General features: G+C 58.1%; 21 protein-coding genes and 1 riboswitch. Of the genes, 16 read left to right on the top strand and 5 right to left on the bottom strand.

Annotation, left to right across the window (positions count from 1 at the left end):
* Window positions 1-230 precede the first annotated feature (230 nt).
* The 4 genes from K6L24_RS08350 (at window position 231) to K6L24_RS08365 (ending at window position 5076) form a co-directional block, all read left to right on the top strand.
* Window positions 231-701, top strand: coding sequence for a GNAT family N-acetyltransferase (locus K6L24_RS08350; RefSeq protein ID WP_222682171.1), 471 nt, complete (start codon window positions 231-233; stop codon window positions 699-701).
* Window positions 698-2758 carry a hydantoinase/oxoprolinase family protein gene (locus K6L24_RS08355; RefSeq protein ID WP_222682172.1) on the top strand — a complete coding sequence of 687 codons (2061 nt, stop codon included), beginning with the start codon at window positions 698-700 and terminating at the stop codon, window positions 2756-2758. The genes K6L24_RS08350 and K6L24_RS08355 overlap by 4 nt, the downstream gene beginning before the upstream one ends.
* Window positions 2748-4727, top strand: a complete 1980-nt coding sequence (locus tag K6L24_RS08360; protein ID WP_222682173.1) for a hydantoinase B/oxoprolinase family protein — start codon at window positions 2748-2750, stop codon at window positions 4725-4727. Before K6L24_RS08355 ends, K6L24_RS08360 begins: the two co-directional genes overlap by 11 nt.
* Window positions 4728-4884: 157 nt before the next feature.
* Entirely contained in the window at window positions 4885-5076 is a 192-nt protein-coding gene (locus tag K6L24_RS08365) for a hypothetical protein (RefSeq protein ID WP_222682174.1), read from the top strand.
* Window positions 5077-5410: 334 nt separating this feature from the next.
* Here the strand turns inward: K6L24_RS08365 and K6L24_RS08370 are convergent, their stop codons facing one another.
* From K6L24_RS08370 to K6L24_RS08380, 3 genes are all read right to left on the bottom strand, one after another.
* Window positions 5411-6070 (bottom strand): O-methyltransferase, encoded by a 660-nt coding sequence (locus K6L24_RS08370; RefSeq protein ID WP_222682175.1) that lies wholly within the window; start codon window positions 6068-6070, stop codon window positions 5411-5413.
* Window positions 6071-6153: 83 nt separating this feature from the next.
* Window positions 6154-7329: an MFS transporter gene (locus K6L24_RS08375; protein WP_222682176.1), complete on the bottom strand. Its 1176-nt coding sequence runs from the start codon at window positions 7327-7329 to the stop codon at window positions 6154-6156.
* Window positions 7330-7397: 68 nt separating this feature from the next.
* Entirely contained in the window at window positions 7398-8075 is a 678-nt protein-coding gene (locus K6L24_RS08380) for a LuxR family transcriptional regulator (RefSeq protein WP_162900961.1), read from the bottom strand.
* A gap of 182 nt (window positions 8076-8257) precedes the next feature.
* Here K6L24_RS08380 and phnF point away from each other — a divergent pair, with 182 nt between their 5' ends.
* The 10 genes from phnF to K6L24_RS08430 all read left to right on the top strand — a co-directional run bounded on the left by phnF (window position 8258) and on the right by K6L24_RS08430 (window position 16026).
* Window positions 8258-8977: a phosphonate metabolism transcriptional regulator PhnF gene (gene phnF, locus K6L24_RS08385; protein WP_118663839.1), complete on the top strand. Its 720-nt coding sequence runs from the start codon at window positions 8258-8260 to the stop codon at window positions 8975-8977.
* On the top strand, window positions 8978-9421 hold the full coding sequence (phnG, locus tag K6L24_RS08390; protein ID WP_062742670.1) for a phosphonate C-P lyase system protein PhnG: 444 nt from the start codon (window positions 8978-8980) through the stop codon (window positions 9419-9421).
* A complete protein-coding gene (gene phnH, locus K6L24_RS08395; protein WP_062742669.1) occupies window positions 9418-9993 on the top strand; it encodes a phosphonate C-P lyase system protein PhnH in 576 nt (191 codons plus the stop codon). Before phnG ends, phnH begins: the two co-directional genes overlap by 4 nt.
* On the top strand, window positions 9993-11069 hold the full coding sequence (locus tag K6L24_RS08400) for a carbon-phosphorus lyase complex subunit (RefSeq protein ID WP_062742668.1): 1077 nt from the start codon (window positions 9993-9995) through the stop codon (window positions 11067-11069). Before phnH ends, K6L24_RS08400 begins: the two co-directional genes overlap by 1 nt.
* Window positions 11062-11904, top strand: coding sequence for an alpha-D-ribose 1-methylphosphonate 5-phosphate C-P-lyase PhnJ (locus K6L24_RS08405; RefSeq protein WP_062742667.1), 843 nt, complete (start codon window positions 11062-11064; stop codon window positions 11902-11904). The genes K6L24_RS08400 and K6L24_RS08405 overlap by 8 nt, the downstream gene beginning before the upstream one ends.
* Window positions 11901-12659 (top strand): phosphonate C-P lyase system protein PhnK, encoded by a 759-nt coding sequence (phnK, locus tag K6L24_RS08410; RefSeq protein WP_187510157.1) that lies wholly within the window; start codon window positions 11901-11903, stop codon window positions 12657-12659. The genes K6L24_RS08405 and phnK overlap by 4 nt, the downstream gene beginning before the upstream one ends.
* A gap of 107 nt (window positions 12660-12766) precedes the next feature.
* Window positions 12767-13471 carry a phosphonate C-P lyase system protein PhnL gene (gene phnL, locus K6L24_RS08415; RefSeq protein WP_062742665.1) on the top strand — a complete coding sequence of 235 codons (705 nt, stop codon included), beginning with the start codon at window positions 12767-12769 and terminating at the stop codon, window positions 13469-13471.
* Window positions 13468-14604, top strand: coding sequence for an alpha-D-ribose 1-methylphosphonate 5-triphosphate diphosphatase (gene phnM / locus K6L24_RS08420; RefSeq protein WP_222682177.1), 1137 nt, complete (start codon window positions 13468-13470; stop codon window positions 14602-14604). The genes phnL and phnM overlap by 4 nt, the downstream gene beginning before the upstream one ends.
* Entirely contained in the window at window positions 14604-15143 is a 540-nt protein-coding gene (gene phnN, locus K6L24_RS08425; RefSeq protein ID WP_191927430.1) for a ribose 1,5-bisphosphokinase, read from the top strand. The genes phnM and phnN overlap by 1 nt, the downstream gene beginning before the upstream one ends.
* A gap of 93 nt (window positions 15144-15236) precedes the next feature.
* Window positions 15237-15352: riboswitch (TPP riboswitch) on the top strand.
* A 35-nt stretch (window positions 15353-15387) separates the two neighbouring features.
* Window positions 15388-16026: a TenA family protein gene (locus K6L24_RS08430; protein ID WP_062742662.1), complete on the top strand. Its 639-nt coding sequence runs from the start codon at window positions 15388-15390 to the stop codon at window positions 16024-16026.
* A 175-nt stretch (window positions 16027-16201) separates the two neighbouring features.
* Here the strand turns inward: K6L24_RS08430 and K6L24_RS08435 are convergent, their stop codons facing one another.
* Together K6L24_RS08435 and K6L24_RS08440 are read right to left on the bottom strand one after the other, a co-directional pair.
* Window positions 16202-16705, bottom strand: a complete 504-nt coding sequence (locus tag K6L24_RS08435; RefSeq protein WP_222682178.1) for a DUF4334 domain-containing protein — start codon at window positions 16703-16705, stop codon at window positions 16202-16204.
* A gap of 346 nt (window positions 16706-17051) precedes the next feature.
* On the bottom strand, window positions 17052-17879 hold the full coding sequence (locus K6L24_RS08440; RefSeq protein ID WP_191927428.1) for an oxidoreductase: 828 nt from the start codon (window positions 17877-17879) through the stop codon (window positions 17052-17054).
* A gap of 785 nt (window positions 17880-18664) precedes the next feature.
* Here K6L24_RS08440 and phnC point away from each other — a divergent pair.
* Window positions 18665-19513 (top strand): phosphonate ABC transporter ATP-binding protein, encoded by an 849-nt coding sequence (gene phnC / locus K6L24_RS08445; protein WP_118663845.1) that lies wholly within the window; start codon window positions 18665-18667, stop codon window positions 19511-19513.
* 38 nt (window positions 19514-19551) lie between these two features.
* Window positions 19552-20475, top strand: coding sequence for a phosphonate ABC transporter substrate-binding protein (gene phnD, locus K6L24_RS08450; RefSeq protein WP_062742658.1), 924 nt, complete (start codon window positions 19552-19554; stop codon window positions 20473-20475).
* Window positions 20476-20536: the final 61 nt, after the last annotated feature.

A 20536-nucleotide genomic window follows, 5' to 3' on the forward strand; every position in this document is an offset into this window, starting at 1 on the left:
GTCAACCCGTGGCGAGGATTTGTACGATTGTCCGGGTTAACGTCAGGGGCGCGCCGCGCGCCCGCGACAGCACCATGCCTGGCTCGCGGGCTTCCCGCTTCCGGCAGAATATTTTCCCGCCCGCCCGCAATTCCCCACAAAACGCCGTACTGACCCCGAACAACCAAAAAACTGCGCCTGCTAAAGGGCTTACACTCTTTTTATCCGCTAAAAAAGAGCCAGGAGTTCCTATGCTCAAGCCGGTTGTCCCCGTGGTTGCCGAATGGCAGCGCGATGAATATCTGTTAAGCAGCGATACCCACAAACTGGATATCGCGTGGGTGCATGCCCAGCTGTCTGAAAAAAGCTACTGGGCTGCCGGGCAGTCGCTGGCAACCACCGAACGATCTCTCGCCGCATCCATGCCCTTCGGTCTTTATTACCGCCAGCAGCAGGTCGGATTTGGTCGCCTGATCACCGATTACAGCCGCTTTGCTTACCTCAGCGACGTGATGATTGATGATGCCCATCGCGGCAAAGGGCTCGGCCGCTGGTTTGCCGCCACCGTGCTCACCCATCCCGAACTGCACACGATAAAACGCTGGATGCTGGCCACCGACGATGCTCACGACGTCTACCGTCGGGCGGGCTGGCAGCCCCTGGCACAGCCACAGCGATTGATGGAATTTATTCCCACCCCACCAGAGGACAACACCCCATGAGCTACCGCGTTGGCGTCGATATTGGCGGATCGTTCACGGATTTTGCGCTGCTGGACGAGCGTGATAACAGCATCCGTACCCTGAAAGTCCTGTCACGCCCGGACAGCCCCGGCAGCGAGATCACCACCGGGCTGGCGCAGTTTGCGCAGCGCGATGGGATTGATCCTGCCGACATCCATTACTTTACCCACGGCACGACGGTCGGCGTTAATGCAGTGATCCAGCGCAAGGGGGTAAAGCTGGCGCTGTTTGCCACGGAAGGGTTCTGTGATGTGCTGGAACTGGCGCGGCTCAAAATTCCGCATATTCACGATCTGTTTTCACGCCGCCCGGCTCCGCTGATCGCCCGCGACCGCGTTTTCGCCATCAGGGAGCGCAGCGACCGCGACGGCAACGTGCTGCAGGCGGTCGATCGCCAGAGCGTCATTGATGCGGTGGAGGCGGCGCGCGCGGCGGGCTGCGAGGGCATTGTCGTCTCACTTCTGCACAGCTATCGCAACGGCAGCAATGAAGCGCAGGTGCGCGAGATCGTCGCTGAAATCGCCCCTGACCTGCTGACCTCCTGTTCGGCGGAGATCTGGCCGATCATCCGCGAATATGAACGCACCATCACCGCGGTGATCAACGCTTACGTGCAGCCGAAGGTGATCCAGTACCTGGATGCCTTCGAGCAGGCGCTGAAAGCGATGGGGGTACCGGTACCGCCGCGTATCACCAAATCTAACGGCGGGGTGATGGGTCTGGCGCAGGCAAAAGCCGAGTGTGTGCAGATGGTGCTGTCCGGCACGGCGTCCGGGGTGATGGGTGCCAGCTATATCGCTGAAAGCTGCGGTTTTGACCGCCTGCTCAGTCTGGATATCGGCGGCACCAGCGCGGATGTGGCGGTGATCATCGACGGTCGTCCGGAATACGGTAACGGCGAAATTATCGGTGATTTCCCGATCTATATTCCGTCCGTCTCTGTCACCTCGGTGGGACAGGGCGGCGGATCGATTGCCTGGATAGACAGTCTGGGGGTGTTGCAGGTCGGCCCGGACAGCGCCGGATCGCTGCCGGGGCCGGTCTGCTTCCGCCGTGGCGGCACCGAAGCGACCGCCACGGATGCCTTTGCGGCCTGTGGTCTGATCGGGCATGGCGACCTGGGTTACAACGCGGTGCAGGTGGACGTCGCCGGGGCGCGTGCGGCGGTCGGGAAACTGGCTGGCCCGCTGGGGATCAGCATTGAGGAAACGGCCGAAAATATTATCGCGCTGGCGATCTCCAGCATGTACAGCGACACCAGCGGGCTGATCTCGCGCTTTGGTCTGGATCCGCGCGAATTTTACTTCCTGGCGTTCGGCGGTGCCGGGCCCATGATGGGCTGCTTCCTGGCGCGTGAGCTGAAGCTGAAAGGCGTGGTGGTGCCCCCCACGCCAGGCGTGCTTTCGGCGCTGGGTGGCCTGGTGGCCGATATCAAAAATGACTTTATCCGCACGCTCTACTGCGACCTGACCCCGGTGGTCAGCGACCGCCTGCAGCAGAGTGCGCAGCAGCTCAGTGATGAAGCGGAAGGCTGGCTGGCACGGGAATATGGTGCCGATCTGCCGTACGAACTCAGTTTCTCGGCAGATATGCGCTATCGCGGACAGTCGTTTGAAATCGATGTTGTCCTGCAGCGATGCTGGCTGCTCGAAGGGGACCTGCAGGCAATCCGCAGCGCCTTCGATGCTCATCACACCCGTCTGTTTGGCCATCACGATGCGCAGGCACCGGTACAACTTATCAACCTGCGGCTGGTGCTCTCCTCCCCGACGCCAAAACCACGCCTGACCACGCTGCCTGAGGCAGACGGACCGGTTCCGGTGCAGCAACAGGTTGAAGCCTGGATTGACGGGCGCTGGTGGCAGCTGGATGTTGTTGCCCGCAGTGCGCTGCGCGCCGGACACCAGCTGACCGGGCCGGTGATTATTGCCCAGGATGACTGCACCACCTGCGTTCCGCCGCAGATGCAGGTCGATGTTGACCACTACGGCAACCTGATTATTACCCCGCTAACCGGAGCACATCATGGCCATTGATGGACGTAACCTGCAAATTCTCGCCAACTACTGCGCGGCCGCCGCCGATGCCATGGCATTTACGCTGATGCGTACCGCGCACTCCACCTTTGTCAAAGAGACGGAAGATTTTTCCTGTCAGATTGTCAGCCGTGACGGGATGGCCTTTGCGTCGCCGCGCAGCTTTGGTGCGCCCTGGTACAGCGGCATTGATTATGGCCCGGTGCTGGCGCTGATTGATGGCTATAAGGAAGGCGATATCTGCATCACCAACGATTCGTATGCAGGTAACGTGGCCACCCATTCACCGGATATTCATATCTGGAAACCGGTGTTCCACGACGGCGAAATCACCTGTTTTGTGGTGGGGCACATCCATAACACCGACGTGGGGGGAGCGGTACCGGCCTCGCTGTCGCGCTCGCTGACGGAGATCGTGCAGGAAGGCATCCGCATCCCGCCGCTGAAGATCATCAGCGGAGGCGTGCTGAACGAAGAGGTGGCGCGCATTATGCGGCTGAACGTTCGTGCGCCCGATCAGAACTGGGGAGACTTTAATGCCCAGATTGCGTCGGTAAATATTGGCGAACGCAAAGTGCAGGAGATTATCGCCCGCTTTGGTATTGAGGACTTCCTGACCGGGGTTGAGAGGATCCTCGACTACGCCGAGCAGCAGGCGCGCGGCATTATCAGCACCATTCCTGACGGGGAGTATTTCTACGCCGATTACGCGGACGAAGATGGCGAGGGCGGTTATCCCTGCCGTATCGCCGTCATGCTGCGGGTGAAAGGCGACAGCCTGGTGCTGGACTATACCGGCAGCGATCCGCAGCTGATGTCCTCCCTCAATATGCCGACCGGGGGGCGGGAACGTCACCCGCTGGCGCTGGTGGGGGTGACGTACGTCCTGTCGACGCTGGATCGTTCCCTGCTGCTGAACGCCGGGACGCTGCGCCCGACGCGGGCGATTTTGCCGCCGGGCACCATTATGAACTGTGAAGCGCCAGCGGCCGTAGGCATGCGCTCCCTGACCTGTGCCATGTCGCAGATTGCCACCGTAGGCGCGTTTTCCCTGGCCATGCCGGATCGGCTGCCGGCCAACTCCCCGGGGGGGAATTCCATCATCAATATCCGCACCGTTGACGGCCAGAACCGCAGCGTGGTGGCCTCCCTCGGCCCGGTAGGGGGCGGGGCGGGCGGTACGCCGAAACACGACGGCCCGGACGGTTCCGGCGGCCTGTCGGCGTTCCTGAAGAATACGCCAATAGAGATCAACGAAGCGGAGGTCCCGGTGCGGTTCCTGCGCTATGGTCTGGCGACCGACAGCGCAGGTGCCGGGGAGTATCGCGGCGGGCTGGCCACCGAAATGGCGTTTGAGGTGTTTGCCCCCAATACCACCATTACAGCCCGCAACCGCAATCGCTCGGTCTTCTCCTCCGCCGGGGCGGCGGGCGGGCAGGCGGGCAGCACCTCGTGGTTTCGCACCGAACATGCCGATGGCCGCGTGACGGAGCACGGGAACACCGATGTGATCCACTGCGGGCCGGGTGACGTGGTGGCAATCAAAGGCCCGGGTGCCGGCGGCTACGGGCTGGCGAAAAACCGCCGCGCGCAGGCGGTACTGCAGGATGTACAGTGCGGCTTCCTGACGGAGCAGGCGGCTCGTGAGCAGTACGGCGTGGCGCTGCAGTGCGGAGAGATTGACGACGTCGGGACGGCGCGCCTGCGTGCGGCAATGCCGGCGGGGACTGGCGAGCACTTCGACGTAGGGGACGCCCGGCGCACCTTTGAAGCCCTGTGGACACCGGAACGCTATCAGCTGTTAACGGTGTTTCTCGCCCGACAGCCGGTAGTCTGGCGTCATTTTCTCAAGCACCAGGTGTTTGCGGCGGTAAACGCGGGCGAGGGGGCGGACCTGCCGCTGGAAGCGCAGATGTCCGCTCTGTTTAGCGGGCTGAAACAGCGTTTTCCGGCACTGAGCGGGGGATAAGTCCTGCCCCTTGAATTCTGCGATCCATCCCGAAAAACGGGATTTAAGGGCGGCTGCTTTATTATTTTGTGATGATCTTTGTTTTTATTTTCGGTAATATTTTTGGCGTGCTCAGGAGGTTTTTCTTTATTAATGGAATAAGTTATGGAGGTGGGAAATGGATTTCAGTCTTAAAACGTTAATGCATGCGATAATAGGTGGGGGTGGCTGGGGATTGGCACTTTCGGGATTTGTTCTCCTGTTATTTCCGGCTATTACCCTCACGCCTTATGTCATCAACTGTGGTGTGGTGACAGGAGGAACCCTGCTCAGTGCTTTGTACCTGTTCGCCGTCTGGCGCGCAAGTTGATGCGATTCAGTTCGTTCTTCCCACAGGATAGTCAGCAGCTGGTCTATTTCTATTTTTCTGTTTGTACCCTCTATCTGATGATTCACCTTATCTGGGACTGGCGGTCAACGCATACGCCGCCATTTTCATTACACAAGCTGCAATATAAATTACATCAGGTATTTTCTGGCGCCACCTTTGCATCGGGTTTGTTTTTTTTGGTTGTGGCGCTGGACCTGAATAATCCCTTGCGTCACTCTGAGGCGTTTATTTTCCCCCTTATTTGTACTTCCCTGTGTGGCATTATGGTTTCACTGGCCAATATCGCCCCCGGCCCTCACGAGCCAGGGTGAAATTATTTCACCAGCGCCAGCGAGAAGCCGTCCCAGCCTTTTGCCCCCACGGTTTGAATCGCGGTCGCGTCAAGGCGGGGATCGCTGCCCATCATGGTCAGAAAGTCACGTATCCCCTGAATATTCCAGTCGCTGGTATCGCCGTCAGCGACGTGACCATTGCGCACCACGTTATCGCCAATAATCAGCGTACCCGGGCGCGAATAGCGGATCGCCCACTCCAGGTAGGCCGGGTTATTACGTTTATCAGCATCAATAAAGATCATATCAAATGGCGCGGCGTCAGCCAGCGTCGGCAGGGTATCCAGTGCGGCGCCGACGCGCAGGGTGACCTTGTGTTCCAGCCCGGCGCGGCGGATATTCTGTGCGGCGATCTCCGCGTGGCGGGGTTCATATTCCAGGGTGATCACTTTGCCGCCTTCGGGCAGCGCACGCGCCAGCCACAGCGTGCTGTAGCCGCCAAGCGTGCCGATTTCCAGTATGCTTTTCGCCCCGGTCATTTTTGCCAGCAGGTTGAGCAATTTGCCCTGATTCGGAGCCACATCAATGGCCGGTAAGCCCGCGGCCTGATTGTTTTCCAGCGCGGCCAGCAGTGCCTCATCCTGTGGCACCAGCTGTTCTGTCAGATAATTATCGACCTCTGTCCAGCGTTGTTGATTCATGATTTTTCCTTGCTAAGGGGGAGTGGGCTGACCTGAAAAGAAGGTCAGCCCCTGGGGTTAAAGAAGCGGTATCAGCACAGGGTTTACTCTGTACAGGCCTGTGACCGGGTGGTTTTCAGATCCGGGATCAGCGTTAACAGCCCGCACAGCGCCATACCTGCTCCGATCCACAGCGGCGCGCTCAGCCCGAAACCGTACTCAATACCCAGCCCGCCCAGCAGCGACCCGAGCATCAGCCCGAAAGTGATCATCGAGGTGTGCAGCGTGTTCACCAGCTGTCGGTTACCGGCAGCGGCCATCACGCGCGTCACCATCGCCGGATTCATCGTCACGCCAAACAGCCCGACGCCGACAACCGATGCAATGGCGACCGGCGGCAGATGAATAAAGCGGGCAAACAGCGCAAAACAGCAGGCCAGCGCCAGCAGACCCGTGGCGATCGCCGGCAGTGCATAACGCCCGGCAAGCCTTCCCACCACGGCATTGCCCAGTACGGTGGCCATGCCGTATACCAGCAGCAGCACGGTCACTTCGCCGTGGCTGAAACCGGTCTGCGAGCTGAGGATAGGGGTAAAGTAGCTGAAACCGGCGAAGGTCGCGCCAATAATCAGCAGGCTGGTGCTGTAGGCACGCCACAGCGTCGGGTTTTTTAACGCCCGCAGTTCATCAGCCAGATTGATGTCGTCCGGTTTCAGCGTGGCAGGCACGGTTCTGGCGGTCAGCCACAGGGCGAGCAGGGCAATGACCACCACTGACCAGAAGCTGACGCGCCAGCCTGCCAGATTGCCGATAAAACTGGCCAGCGGCAGGCCAAGCACGGTGCCGATCATCAGCCCTCCCAGCACGACGGTGATGGCACCGGAGATCTGCTGTTGCGGTACCAGCCTGACGCCGGTGCTCACCGCGCAGCCGATAAAGGCACCCGCCACCGCCCCGGTCAGGATACGGGCAATCACCAGCGGCAGATAGCTGCCCGCTACCGCTCCCAGCGCCTGGCTGGCAACAAACAGCGCCAGCAGGATCAGCAGGCTGCGGCGCGGCGGATGCTTCAGTAACACCAGCGCGATCAGCGGCCCGCCTATCGCCATCGCCAGCGCGTACAGGGTAATCAGATAACCGGTCATCGGCAGGCTGATATGCAGATCGGCGCTCATGATATTCATCAGTGCGGCAACCTGGAATTCGCTGGTCACCAGCGCAAAAACACCAAACCCCAGCGTATACACGGCTGCGGGGAGACGGACGGAAGACGACGACATAACGTTTCCTGATAATCGATAAGTGAAGAACAAGTGTAGAGGCTGAGGCCGCTGCGTCCAGCTAGCCTTTAGTAGAGGGGGGGCGGCAGAGAGTTGAGCTCCAGCGCGCGCCGGATGGCATGTTTACCGTTGCTGACGCCCAGTTTTCGCGTGGCGTTAGCCATATGAAATTTCACCGTACTGAGCTGAATACCAAGGATGACAGCAATCTCGCCGTAGGTTTTCCCCCGGCTGCTCCACAGCAACACTTCCTGTTCACGCCCCGAAAGCGCCGGATGATGGCTGGAGCAGAGGGCTGTTTTTTCATGCAGGGCCACTAACAGCATCTGCAGGTCAGCCAGCCGGGAAATCACCTCATGGGAAAACGTCAGATTATCGCGGCGGCGGATGACGCTGAGCAGTGACATCTGCTGCTGCGGGTCGTGCACGGTGAAGGTGTAGCCTTTGACCCGCTGGCACCGGTTACCCGCCTCACACAGCCCGGCGTTGGGCCGTGCGCAGTCCTGCCAGTTAAACGGAGAAATGCGCTGCTGTGCCGCCAGCACCACCGGGTCTTTCAGATAACGGCGACGTTCGCTGTAGTCACTCACCCAGTCTGCCGCGTGGCTCGATACGACCAGTGCGTCACCGGGGGCATGCCGGTTCTGACGCAGATAAAGAAAATCAACGTCTCCCAGCGGGGCCAGGCGCTGACGGAGTACGGCTTCTGTCTGTGCAATGATGGTACGTTCGCTGGCGTGCTCCACGCTGACTCTCCGGCAGACAGGGATAAGGCCGTCCATCCTCGCACATTATCAGCGCGTTTTAAAAACCTTCATCTGGCCTTAACCCCACTGTCACACAATCCCTTCAATGTTACTGCCATCAGTCACCGGGAACTTAACGCAAATTTCCCTGCTATCCGGCCTTGTCCCGTGGAGATTTTTTTATGCTCAACTTATCCAGACATCCGACCACTTTGTATCAGGCGATAGCGGCCCAGCTGGAAGACGAGCTGCGCAGCCGCTACCGCAGCGGCGAGTACCTGCCGTCTGAAAAACAGCTGGCGGCGAACTATGCCGTTAACCGCCACACCCTGCGCCGGGCGGTGGATGAGCTGGTGGACAAGGGGCTGGTGCAGCGCCGCCAGGGGGTGGGCATCCTGGTGCTGATGCGGCCCTATAACTATCCCCTGCACGCGCAGGCACGCTTCAGCCAGAACCTGATGGAGCAGGGGAGCCACCCGACCAGTGAACGCCTGCTGGCGGTGCTGCGCCCCTGTAATGCTGAAGTGGCGACGGCGCTGGGCATTCACGAGGGCGATACGGTGATCCATCTGCGCACCCTGCGCCGGGTGAATGGCGTGCCGGTCTGCGTGATTAACCACTATCTGCCGGACCTGAGCTGGTGGCCGCAGCTGCAGCAGTTCAGTCACGGCTCGCTGCATGACTTTATCCGCCTGCATCTCACCGCCGGGCTGACGCGTAAGCAGACGCGGATCACCGCGCGCCGGGCGCAGGCAAAAGAGAGCAGCCTGCTACAGGTTTCCCTGCACGCGCCGCTGCTCTCTGTTCGCACTCTGAACACCTGTACCGACAGCGGCAGCATGGCGGAGTACTCCGTCAGCCTGACGCGTGCCGACATGATTGAACTGACGCTGGAGCATTAAATGGAAGCACATAAGGCACGTCAGCACTGGCTATCGGTGCTGGCCCACAGTCAGCCGCAGCAGCTGCTGGCGCACTGGCCTGCGGATTTACAGCCGGCGTACCAGCTACTGCGCGCGCCGGAAACGGGCCTCACCCGCCTGCAGGCGCGCATGGGCGGCACCGGTCGCCGCTTTATCCTTGGGGATACCACTGTCACGCGCGCCGTGGTTCGCCTTGAAAACGGCGTGTGCGGTTACAGCTATCTTCTCGGGCGGGATAAAGCCCACGCCGAACGCTGTGCGCTGCTCGACGCCCTGTTGCAGGACGACAGCACACAGCACTTACATCAGCAGATCATCGTGCCGCTGGCGGCGCTGCGTGACGAGCAGCGTGCGCTGCGCTCACGGGAAGTTGCCAGCAGCCGGGTCGATTTCTTTACCCTTGTCCGGGGAGACAACGCATGACATTACTGGCCAGTTTTAGCCATCCCGTGGCGGATGCGCAGCGTGCCTTTCGCCGTATTCTGAAAGCAATGAGTGAGCCGGGTGTGATGGTGTCCCTGCCTGCGCTGCCCGCCTGGGGCAACGCCTCCTGTGCGGCTACCGCAGTGATGATGACCCTGGTGGATCGTGAAACCCCGCTGTGGATTGACGCTGCCCTGCGTGACGATGCGCTGTTGAGCAACCTGCGTTTTCATACCGGCGCGCCGGTGACCGACAGCCCGGATGCACCGTTTGCCCTGCTGCACGCCCGATCCGGCATCAGCATCGATCGTTTTTCCCCCGGTGACAATGTGTCACCGGAAAAAAGCAGCACGCTGATTATTGATGTACCGGCCCTCAGCGGCGGCCTGACGCTGCGCCTGCGCGGTCCGGGCCTGCAGGAGCGTCGGGCCATCGCTCCACAGCTCCCCGACAGCGTGCTCCACTACCTGCGCGAACGGCACCACCGTTTCCCGCAGGGTATTGATCTGATCTTTACCTGTGGTGAAAACATGATGGCGCTGCCGCGCAGCACTGATGTGGAGGTCTGCTGATGTATGTCGCCGTGAAAGGGGGCGAGAAGGCCATTGCCGCCGCCCATCAGCTGCAGGAGAGCCTGCGCCGGGGAGACAGCGATCAGCCGGAGCTGTCCTGTACGCAGATTGAACAGCAGCTGGGGCTGGCGGTGGATCGCGTGATGACCGAAGGCGGCATTCATGACCGCGAACTGGCAGCGCTGGCGATCAAACAGGCCGCCGGCGACCTGGTCGAAGCGATTTTTCTCCTGCGCGCCTACCGCACCACGCTGCCGCGTCTGGCTGACAGCCTGCCGCTGGACAGCGGGGCGATGCGCGTCGAGCGCCGTATCTCGGCGGTGTATAAAGATCTGCCCGGCGGACAGCTGCTCGGGCCGACCTTTGACTACACGCACCGCCTGCTGGACTTCACCCTGCTGGCGGAAGGCAAGACCCCGGTGACGCCGCGTGCGGAGCAGCCGCTGGCGGCAGAGTGCCCGCATATGTTTGATCTGATGACACGGGAAGGGCTGGCCCGGCGTGAAGAAGATGACGGCAGTGAGCCGCTGGATATCACCCGCGATGCACCCGCCTACCCGATGCCGCGATCGGCGCGTCTGCAGCAGCTGGTGCGCGGCGATGAAGGCTTTCTGCTGGCGCTGGGGTACTCCACGCAGCGCGGATACGGGCGCACCCATCCCTTTGCCGGGGAGATCCGCACCGGATGGGTCACGGTCGACATTGTCCCGGAAGAGCTGGGCTTTCCGCTGGACATTGGTGAAGTGATGCTGACCGAGTGCGAAATGGTCAACGGCTTTACCACGCCGGAAGAGGATGCGCCGCACTTTACCCGTGGTTACGGGCTGGTGTTTGGCCGTGCGGAACGGAAAGCGATGGCGATGGCGCTGGTGGATCGGGCCCTGCAGACGGAGGAGCACGGTGAACGGATAACCAGCCCGGCGCAGGACGAAGAGTTTGTCCTCTCGCATGCGGATAACGTGGAAGCGGCGGGATTTGTCTCACACCTGAAGCTGCCCCATTACGTGGATTTCCAGGCTGAACTGGAGCTGCTGAAACGCCTGCGGGCGGAATACCAGGAGGCGCACCGTGACTGAACTGAGCGGTTATAACCCCGGCTATCTTGATGAACAGAGTAAACGCACCATCCGTCGCGCCATCCTGAAAGCCGTCGCCATTCCCGGCTATCAGGTACCCTTTGGCGGCCGCGAGATGCCGATGCCCTACGGCTGGGGCACCGGCGGTATTCAGCTGACGGCCAGCGTGATCGGTGAACATGACGTGCTGAAGGTGATCGACCAGGGGGCGGATGACACCACCAATGCGGTCTCTATCCGCCGCTTCTTCCAGCGCGTCAGCGGGGCGGCCACCACCGAGCGGACGGTGGATGCCACGCTGATCCAGACCCGGCACCGCATTCCTGAAACGCCGCTGAGTGAAGACCAGATCCTGATTTACCAGGTGCCGATCCCGGAACCGCTGCGCTTTATTGAGCCGCGGGAAACCGAAACCCGCACCATGCACGCGCTGGAGGAGTACGGCATCATGCAGGTCAAACTGTATGAAGATATTGCCCGCTACGGCCATATCGCCACCACTTATGCCTACCCGGTAAAGGTCAACGACCGTTACGTGATGGACCCGTCGCCGATCCCAAAATTTGATAATCCGAAAATGGACATGATGCCCGCGTTGCAGCTGTTTGGTGCCGGGCGCGAAAAGCGGATTTACGCGCTGCCGCCTTATACCAAAGTGGAAAGTCTCGACTTTGACGACCATCCCTTCACGGTACAGCAGTGGGATCACCCCTGTGCGCTGTGCGGGTCACGCGACAGCTATCTGGATGAAGTGGTGCTCGATGACGCCGGTTCCCGCCTGTTTGTCTGTTCCGACACCGACTACTGCCATCAGCAACAAGAGACACTATCATGAAGCGCGAGTCCCCCCTGCTGGCGGTCAGTCAGTTAACCCATCTTTATGCCCCGGGCAAAGGGTTCAGCGATGTCTCTTTCGAGCTGTATCCCGGCGAGGTGCTGGGCATTGTCGGCGAGTCCGGCTCCGGTAAAACCACGCTGCTGAAGTCGATCTCTGCCCGCCTGGCCCCGCAGCACGGCGAGATTATCTATCAGGGGCAGGCCCTTTATGCCCTTAGCGAAAGCGACCGCCGCCGCCTGCTGCGCACCGAGTGGGGCGTGGTGCATCAGTATCCCATGGACGGCCTGCGGGCGCAGGTGTCTGCCGGGGGCAACATCGGTGAGCGACTGATGGCGGTCGGCCAGCGGCATTACGGGCAGATCCGCGAAACCGCCGGCCAGTGGCTACAGGACGTGGAGATCCCGCTGGCGCGCATTGACGACCTGCCGGGCACCTTCTCCGGCGGTATGCAGCAGCGGCTGCAAATTGCCCGCAATCTGGTGACTCACCCCACACTGGTGTTTATGGATGAGCCCACCGGCGGGCTGGACGTGTCGGTACAGGCACGCCTGCTGGACCTGCTGCGCAGCCTGGTGCGCGACCTGAATCTGGCGGTGGTGATTGTCACCCACGATCTCGGCGTCGCCCGCCTGCTGGCCCACCGGCTGCTGGTAATGAAAGAGGGCAGGGTGGTCGAGAGCGGACTCACCGACCGGGTGCTGGACGACCCGCACCATCCGTACACCCAGCTGCTGGTGTCATCGATTGTCTGAATCCGGTGTTGCTGGCCGACCGGAAAAGCGGGTCGGCCACGACGGAGACGAGGTGACCTTTTTGTGGTCGTCCCGTTGGGGGATTAACCTTTTTGCAGGGAATGAAAATGAATCTGAAACTGCGCGTCGAAAATCTGTCAAAAACTTTTGTGATGCACAATCAGCACGGCGCAGAGCTGCCGGTTCTGCGTAACGCCTCGCTGCAGGTGTCGGCGGGAGAGTGTGTGGTGCTGCACGGTCATTCGGGCAGCGGTAAGTCCACGCTGCTGCGGTCGCTGTATGCCAACTATCTGCCGGACAGCGGGCATATCTGGGTGGCGCATCAGCAGGAGTGGGTCGATCTGGTGACTGCCCCGGCGCGGCAGATCCTCGCTATCCGCCGCGAGACGATCGGCTGGGTCAGCCAGTTCCTGCGGGTGATCCCACGGATTTCCACCCTTGAGGTGGTGATGCAGCCGCTGCTGGAGCGCGGCGTGGCCCGTGATGAGAGCGAGGCGCGGGCAAAATCCCTGCTTTCGCGTCTTAACGTGCCGCCGCGACTGTGGGCGCTGGCACCCTCAACCTTCTCCGGCGGTGAGCAGCAGCGCGTTAATATCGCGCGGGGGTTTATTGCCGACTCACCGATCCTGCTGCTGGATGAGCCAACGGCTTCGCTGGATGCCATTAACAGTGCCGCCGTGGTGGCGCTGATTGAAGAGGCCCGCCAGCGCGGTGCGGCCATTGTGGGCATTTTTCATGATAATGCGGTGCGTGAGCGCATCGCTGACCGTCTGCATGTGATGCAGCCCGCTGCACTGGAGCACGCCGAATGATCATCAATAACGTCAGACTGATTCTGGAAAATGAAGTAGTGGCGGGGTCACTGGCCTGTGAAAACGGCGTGATCCGGGCGTTCTCCGATACGCAGAGCCAACTGCCGGCGGCCATCGACGGCGAAGGCGGCTGGCTGATGCCGGGCATGGTGGAGCTGCATACCGATAATCTGGATAAATTTTTCACCCCGCGGCCGAAGGTGGACTGGCCTGCGCACTCTGCCATGAGCAGCCATGATGCGCTGATTGTCGCCAGCGGTATCACCACGGTGCTGGATGCCATCAGCGTCGGCGACGTGCGCGACGGCGGTCACCGCATGGAGAATCTGAACAAGATGATCGATGCGATCCGCCACAGCCAGAAGCACGGCCTGAACCGCGCAGAACATCGCCTGCACCTGCGCTGTGAGCTGCCGAATGATTCCACGCTGCCGCTGTTTGAACAGCTGATGTGCAATCCGGTGCTGTCGCTGGTGTCGCTGATGGATCACTCTCCGGGCCAGCGTCAGTACGTGTCGCTGGCGGCATGGCGCACCTATTTTGGCGGCAAGTATCAGCTCAGCGATCTCCAGCTTGATGCCTATGAGGCCGATCAGCTGCGGCTGGCCGCCCGCTGGTCAGCCCCGAACCGCGAGGCCATATCCGCCTGGTGCCGTCAGTATCATATTCCACTGGCCAGCCATGATGATGCGACGTATGAGCACGTCGTGGAGTCGAAAGGGGTCGGTAGTGTGATCGCGGAGTTCCCGACCACCGAAGAAGCCGCACGCGCTTCGCGCGAGCTGGGCCTGCAGGTACTGATGGGTGCGCCAAATATTGTGCGTGGCGGCTCGCACTCTGGCAACGTGGCGGCCAGCGCGCTGGCGCAGATCGATCTGCTGGATATCCTCTCCTCTGACTACTATCCGGCCAGCCTGCTGGATGCGGCATTCCGTCTGGCCCGTGATGAAAACAACAGCATGACGCTCCCTCAGGCCGTGGCGCTGGTCACGCGTAATCCTGCCCGCGCCATCGGCCTTGACGATCGCGGCACGATCGGTGAGGGCAAACGTGCCGATCTGGTGCTGGTGCGTCAGCACCGTGAACAGGTGTACGTTTCCCGCGTCTGGGCGCAGGGCAGGCCGGTGTTCTGATGGGGCGGCTGATCTGGCTGATGGGGCCTTCGGGCTCCGGTAAAGACAGCCTGCTGCTGGCCCTGCGCGAGTGCGCACCGGAGCGGGTCATTGTCGCGCATCGCTATATTACCCGCAGTGCCAGCGCCGGGGGGGAGAATCACGTCGCCCTCAGCGAGCAGGAGTTCCGGCGGCGGCGTGCGCATGGCCTGTTTGCTCTCGACTGGCAGGCGCATCAGTACTCCTATGCGCTCGGCATTGAAATCGACCGCTGGCTGGCGGCCGGGCTGGACGTCGTGGTCAACGGTTCACGCCTGCATCTTCAGGCTGCGCGGCAGCGCTACGGTGAACAGCTGCTGGCAGTCTGTTTGCAGGTATCGCCTGAGGTGCTGGCCAGCCGCCTGCGCCAGCGCGGGCGCGAGGATGAGGCCGCCATTGAACAGCGGCTGAAACGTGCAGCGGAACCGGTGGCAGCAGGGTGTATCACGCTGAATAATGACGGGCCGCTGGGCGAGACATTACAGGGTTTTTCGGCATTATTAGCCGAGCACATTGCGTAGGGGCGACGTTTTCGGTCGACCCGCGATCCGGCGCTGGCTCTCACTTTAAGCGTCATCAGCAATATTGACGGCCCCATAATTTCCTGACTTAATTGAGTCTCCAGGGGGAGCCAGGCACAGCTGGCTGAGAAATCGTTAATGCTACAGCACGATGACCCTTAATACCTGATCCGGATCATACCGGCGGAGGGATGGGGCAGCTTACCTGACTTTTGCCGGTAGTCTCTGCTAAAAGGACTACCCAATGACCAGCCGATTTACCGATACCCTCCGTACCCTGAGTCAGTCACAATGGTCACAGGCCGTCACGCATCGTTTTGTCCGGGAGCTGTATGACGGCAGCATTAACCACCAGGTGATGATCAACTACCTGGTGCAGGATTATCGTTTTCTCGACAGTTTTTTGACCTTAGTCGGATCTGCTATTGCCTGCGCCGACACGCCTGCCGCGCGCCTGTGTTTTGGCCGCTGCGCCGGTATGGTGTCATCCGAAGAGAATACCTATTTTCTTCGCGCATTTGCGGCATTGGGCGTCAGTGAGCAGCAGCGCAATGTGCAGTCTGACACGGCACCGACGGTAGGATTCAAAGCGATTATGCTTGAAGCTGCCGCCACCCGTTCCTATGCTGCCATCCTGACGGTTCTGAATGTAGCCGAGTGGTTGTATCTTGACTGGGCGTCACAGGCACCAGAAATGCTGCCTGCCAGTTTCGTTCATGCTGAGTGGATTACCCTGCACAATAACCCTGATTTTTGCGAATTTGTCGCCTTTTTACGCCACGAACTGGATCGCGTCGGGCCTGAACAACGGTCGTTGTGCGAGGATTTTTTCCAGCGTGCAGTCAGGCTGGAACTGGCATTTTTTGATGCAGTGTATCAATAAGATTAAATCTGCTGAAAAGAGAATGTGGCAGGACAGGAGGGAACGATTCTGCTGTTATGGCAGGAAAAATCAGAAAAAACGGGGGTGCTCTTTCCCCCATTCACTACGGTAAGCCACAGACTGAGAAATTATTATGTATCGCTCAGTGCTGTATCAACGGACAGGTTGAATCGTTTTAAGCGTCAATAAATGGGGCGGGCATTTTGTCAATTCTTTCTAAATAGAAGAAATAATAATGGCCATCCTGAACAATGTCTGGTGCTCCTTCGAAGGATTTACCATCCATGATCCCCAATAATGTGTCATCATCCACTTTACGGAAGTGGTCAAAGATTGGTACGCCATCGTAGACCATCGTTGCTGAGATTTTCCCACGAAAGTCAATTTGCCAGAGAGAAGCCTCTCCCTTCATCATTTTATTAGAGTACAGATTGCCTTTGTCATCATAGCAGACCAGGGGCATGGCATCTGAAGCACTACGGAACCATTTCCCGAACCATTTTACTTCATCAAGGGAGCGGGTGGCCCAGTGACCGGTATCAAAGTCTCCTCCGGCCCATATTGATTGAATTTCATCAACACTGACGGGGGGTAATGAGTCAAAAAAATCCAACAATACCTGATCTGAGCTGAATACTCTTTGTGCTTTAAAAGCGTCAAATTTTACTTTTGCGTTCATAATTTAATCCTGTTTGTATTGTAGAGATAGCAACAGATATACCGATGAAAGAACGTAATATGTAATATATATTGTCACATGATATAACAATTAGTGAATTATTAATGTCGGTACAAGCCTATGCCAGGTTTGAGTGCTTATCAGGTGCAGGCGAAAAATAAGTACCCTGTTGGGGACAGTTTTAAGTGCCTTGCATAATCTGCATTAATAAATAAAACTAACAATTCAATATAGTCACTGATCTCCGGAGTAATCACTGCCAGTGATATTCCGAGTGGTCATCGTTAAGTTACCCGCAGTGATAAAAATAATATTATATAAGTGGTTGTGAAACAAAACGCATCATTTAAAAAGCAAGTGAATCAGAAAGTGTCCGCCACAAATCAAGTTCATGCTTTTTTTCCACCAGGACACGATCATATATCTCGGTTGCATCAGCACCCGCGGTGAAACGCAATGGTGGTTGCTGTTCATTAGCTAGTCTGAGTAAAGCTTGCGCCAGCTTCTTAGGGTCGTTAGCCTGTTTGCCGTCAACGGCTCTGGTTGCCCGACGGGTTTCACCAGACGTTGCATCATACGCAGCAATAATATTATCTGTGTAAACGACAGAGTTCTCAGTCAAAAACTCGGTTCGGAAATAACCCGGTTCAACAATGGTTACATGAATCCCCAGTGGCGCAACCTCTTTCGCCAGGCTTTCGGATATGCCCTCAACGGCAAATTTAGTGCCACAATAGCTTGAAACTCCGGCATCACCATAAAAACCTGCCAGTGATGAAAGGTTAAAAATATGGCCACTTTTTCGGGCACGCATCACGGGCAAAACGGCGCGGGTTACGTTTAACAGGCCAAATACATTAGTATCAAACTGACGACGAACTTCCGCATTTGTCGTCTCTTCCAGCGCACCCAGAACGGCAAACCCGGCATTATTAACCACGATATCAATCTGCTTAAAATGGCTGATTGCCGCCTGTACAGTAGCCTGTGCCTGTTGCTCATCAGTTACGTCAAGGCTGAGTGCCAGTAAATGTTCTGATGAACCAAGAGCTCGGGTTACGCTTTCTTTCTGGCGACCAGTGGCAACGACTTTGTCACCCGCAGCCAGGGCGGCTTTGGCAATATCGGCGCCAATTCCGCGTGTTGCTCCGGTGATAAACCAAACTTTGCTCATAGACAGCACCTTTTAACTATTCATGGAATACAGACATAGGGAAATCGTGCAGACAATATATCTATGTCTCTCTGCAATATCGCATGAAAAGCATAAGGTTATATACTGCTGACGATTCGGCTTCAGTCTATTATAATAGGCTTTAAACAGCGTCAGATAGCCTGATTCTGTTTAATTATTGCCTGATAATCCGGGATCTGAATGCCGGATGATTCATGCGTAACGAAAAGTGGAATAAAAGGAGGGTGAAAAAGATGCAGGTCTTTTTTATTGGCCCTTGTAGTCGCAAGGTCAGGCTGTATCAGAACAATGATGAGCTTCTTCCCAGTGGAAACATACGGGAGGTCAAAAACACATTCACTGACATACTGATAAGTTCAAAATCTGAATTAAACCTTTATCGGTAGAACTCGCGCTGCCGCATTCGCTCTGAGTATCCACTACCTGTTCCTCCTGATTTAATGTGGCTTTCGGGGCGCGTGTTTAGTTTGTAGTGACAGTTGCGGAAATAGTGTTACTAAAAGCTTATTTTAACCGGTTTAAGTCGTTCCCATTTTGTTGAGAGTATGGTGATATTTATCTGGAATGCCAGTAGTGAAACTCTTTACTTTCCTTTATTAATGATTAAACCTGACTTCTGCTTTCGCGTGCAGGACGCAACACATCATAGTGAAAGTGATAAGAAGCCTGTCATTTTTCCATCACCCCCCTGTCATTAAAGTTTCACCGTCAGCATAGTTAATAGGGCCACAGCGAATCACGCGCAACCTGACGACGGTAGACATATGGCACAGGCATTATTGAAGATTGCTTCCGAGCAGCAGACGGTGCCGCAGGCTGCTCTGCGCCCGAAAGTGCTGGCGGTAAAGGGATTAGGCAAATCTTACGGCACGCAGAGTCGCGTCCTGCAGGATATTAATTTTGACCTGCATGGCGGGGAACTGGTGGCCGTCATTGGCCGCAGCGGCGCAGGCAAATCGACCCTTTTGCACGTGCTCAATGGCACCATCCCGGCCAGCGAAGGCGAGATCCTCAACTTCCATGAAAATGGGCAGCAGCAGAACATCGTTGAGCTGAATACCCGGCAGATGCGCCAGTGGCGCAGCGAATGCGGCATGATTTTCCAGGACTTCTGCCTGGTACCGCGGCTGGATGTGCTGACCAATGTTCTGCTGGGCCGCCTGAGCCAGACGTCGACCCTGAAATCCTTCTTTAAAATCTTCCCCGACGCAGACCGCGCCCGCGCCATTGGCCTGCTGGAGTGGCTGAATATGCTGCCCCAGGCGTTACAGCGTGCGGAAAATCTCTCCGGCGGGCAGATGCAGCGGGTGGCTATCTGCCGTGCGCTGATGCAGAACCCAAAAATTTTACTGGCCGATGAGCCGGTGGCCTCCCTCGACCCGAAAAACACCCGACGCATTATGGATGTGCTGCGCCAGGTGAGTCACAACGGGATCAGCGTGATGGTCAACCTGCACTCGGTAGAGCTGGTGAAGGAGTACTGCACGCGCGCCATCGGCATTGCTAAGGGCCGTATTGTGTTTGACGGGCACCCCGCGGAGCTGACGGACGATCTGCTGCACGTGCTTTACGGCGACGACATTTCTCAACGTAACGAAGACCTCCAGGCCTGACCGGGCAATACTACTTTTATGGGACACGGAACTCAGCAATGAAAAAAATCATTCTCGCAGCGGTAATCAGTAGTGTTATGGCAGCCAGCGTTAACGCCGCCGATGCACCAAAAGAACTGAACTTAGGTATCCTCGGCGGTCAGAATGCCACGCAGCAGATTGGTGATAACCAGTGCGTGAAAGACTTCTTCGACAAAGAGCTGAACGTGGATACCAAACTGCGTAACTCGTCTGATTACTCAGGCGTGATCCAGGGGTTGATTGGCGGCAAGGTCGATATGGTGCTGAGTATGTCACCCTCGTCTTATGCCTCGGTGTACATTAACGATCCTAAGGCGGTCGACGTGGTCGGCATCGTCGTGGATGACGCGGATAAATCACGCGGCTACCACTCGGTGGTGGTGGTCAAAGCCGACAGCCCGTACAAAACGCTGGCTGACCTGAAAGGCAAATCCTTCGGTATGGCGGATCCGGATTCCACTTCCGGCTTCCTGATCCCCAATGAAAGCTTTAAGAAAGAGTTCGGCGGCACGGTGGACGATAAATATAACGGCCACTTCTCCAGCGTCACCTTCTCCGGCGGCCATGAGCAGGATGTGCTGGGCGTGCTGAACGGCCAGTTTGACGGGGCTGTGACCTGGGCTTCGATGATCGGGGATTACAACACCGGTTACACCAGCGGCGCGTTCACCCGCATGATCCGCGCCGGTAACCCGGACCTGATGAAGAAAATTCGTATTATCTGGCAGTCACCGCTGATCCCGAACGGGCCGATACTGGTCAGCAACAAACTGCCGGCTGATTTCAAGGCGAAGCTGATCACCGCCATCAAAAAGCTGGATACCGAACACCACAGCTGCTTTGTTAAAGCCGTTGGCGGTGCGCAGCATATCGGCCCGGCCACCGTCGCCGACTATCAGGCGATTATTGATATGAAACGTGCGCTGACCAAAGCCCGTTAATCCTCTGCTTATTTCTCCACTGATCAGGGCCGTCGTCTGACGGCCCTTGACGCCGGTATCC

The sequence above is a fragment of the Erwinia persicina genome (assembly GCF_019844095.1).
Lineage (GTDB): Bacteria > Pseudomonadota > Gammaproteobacteria > Enterobacterales > Enterobacteriaceae > Erwinia > Erwinia persicina.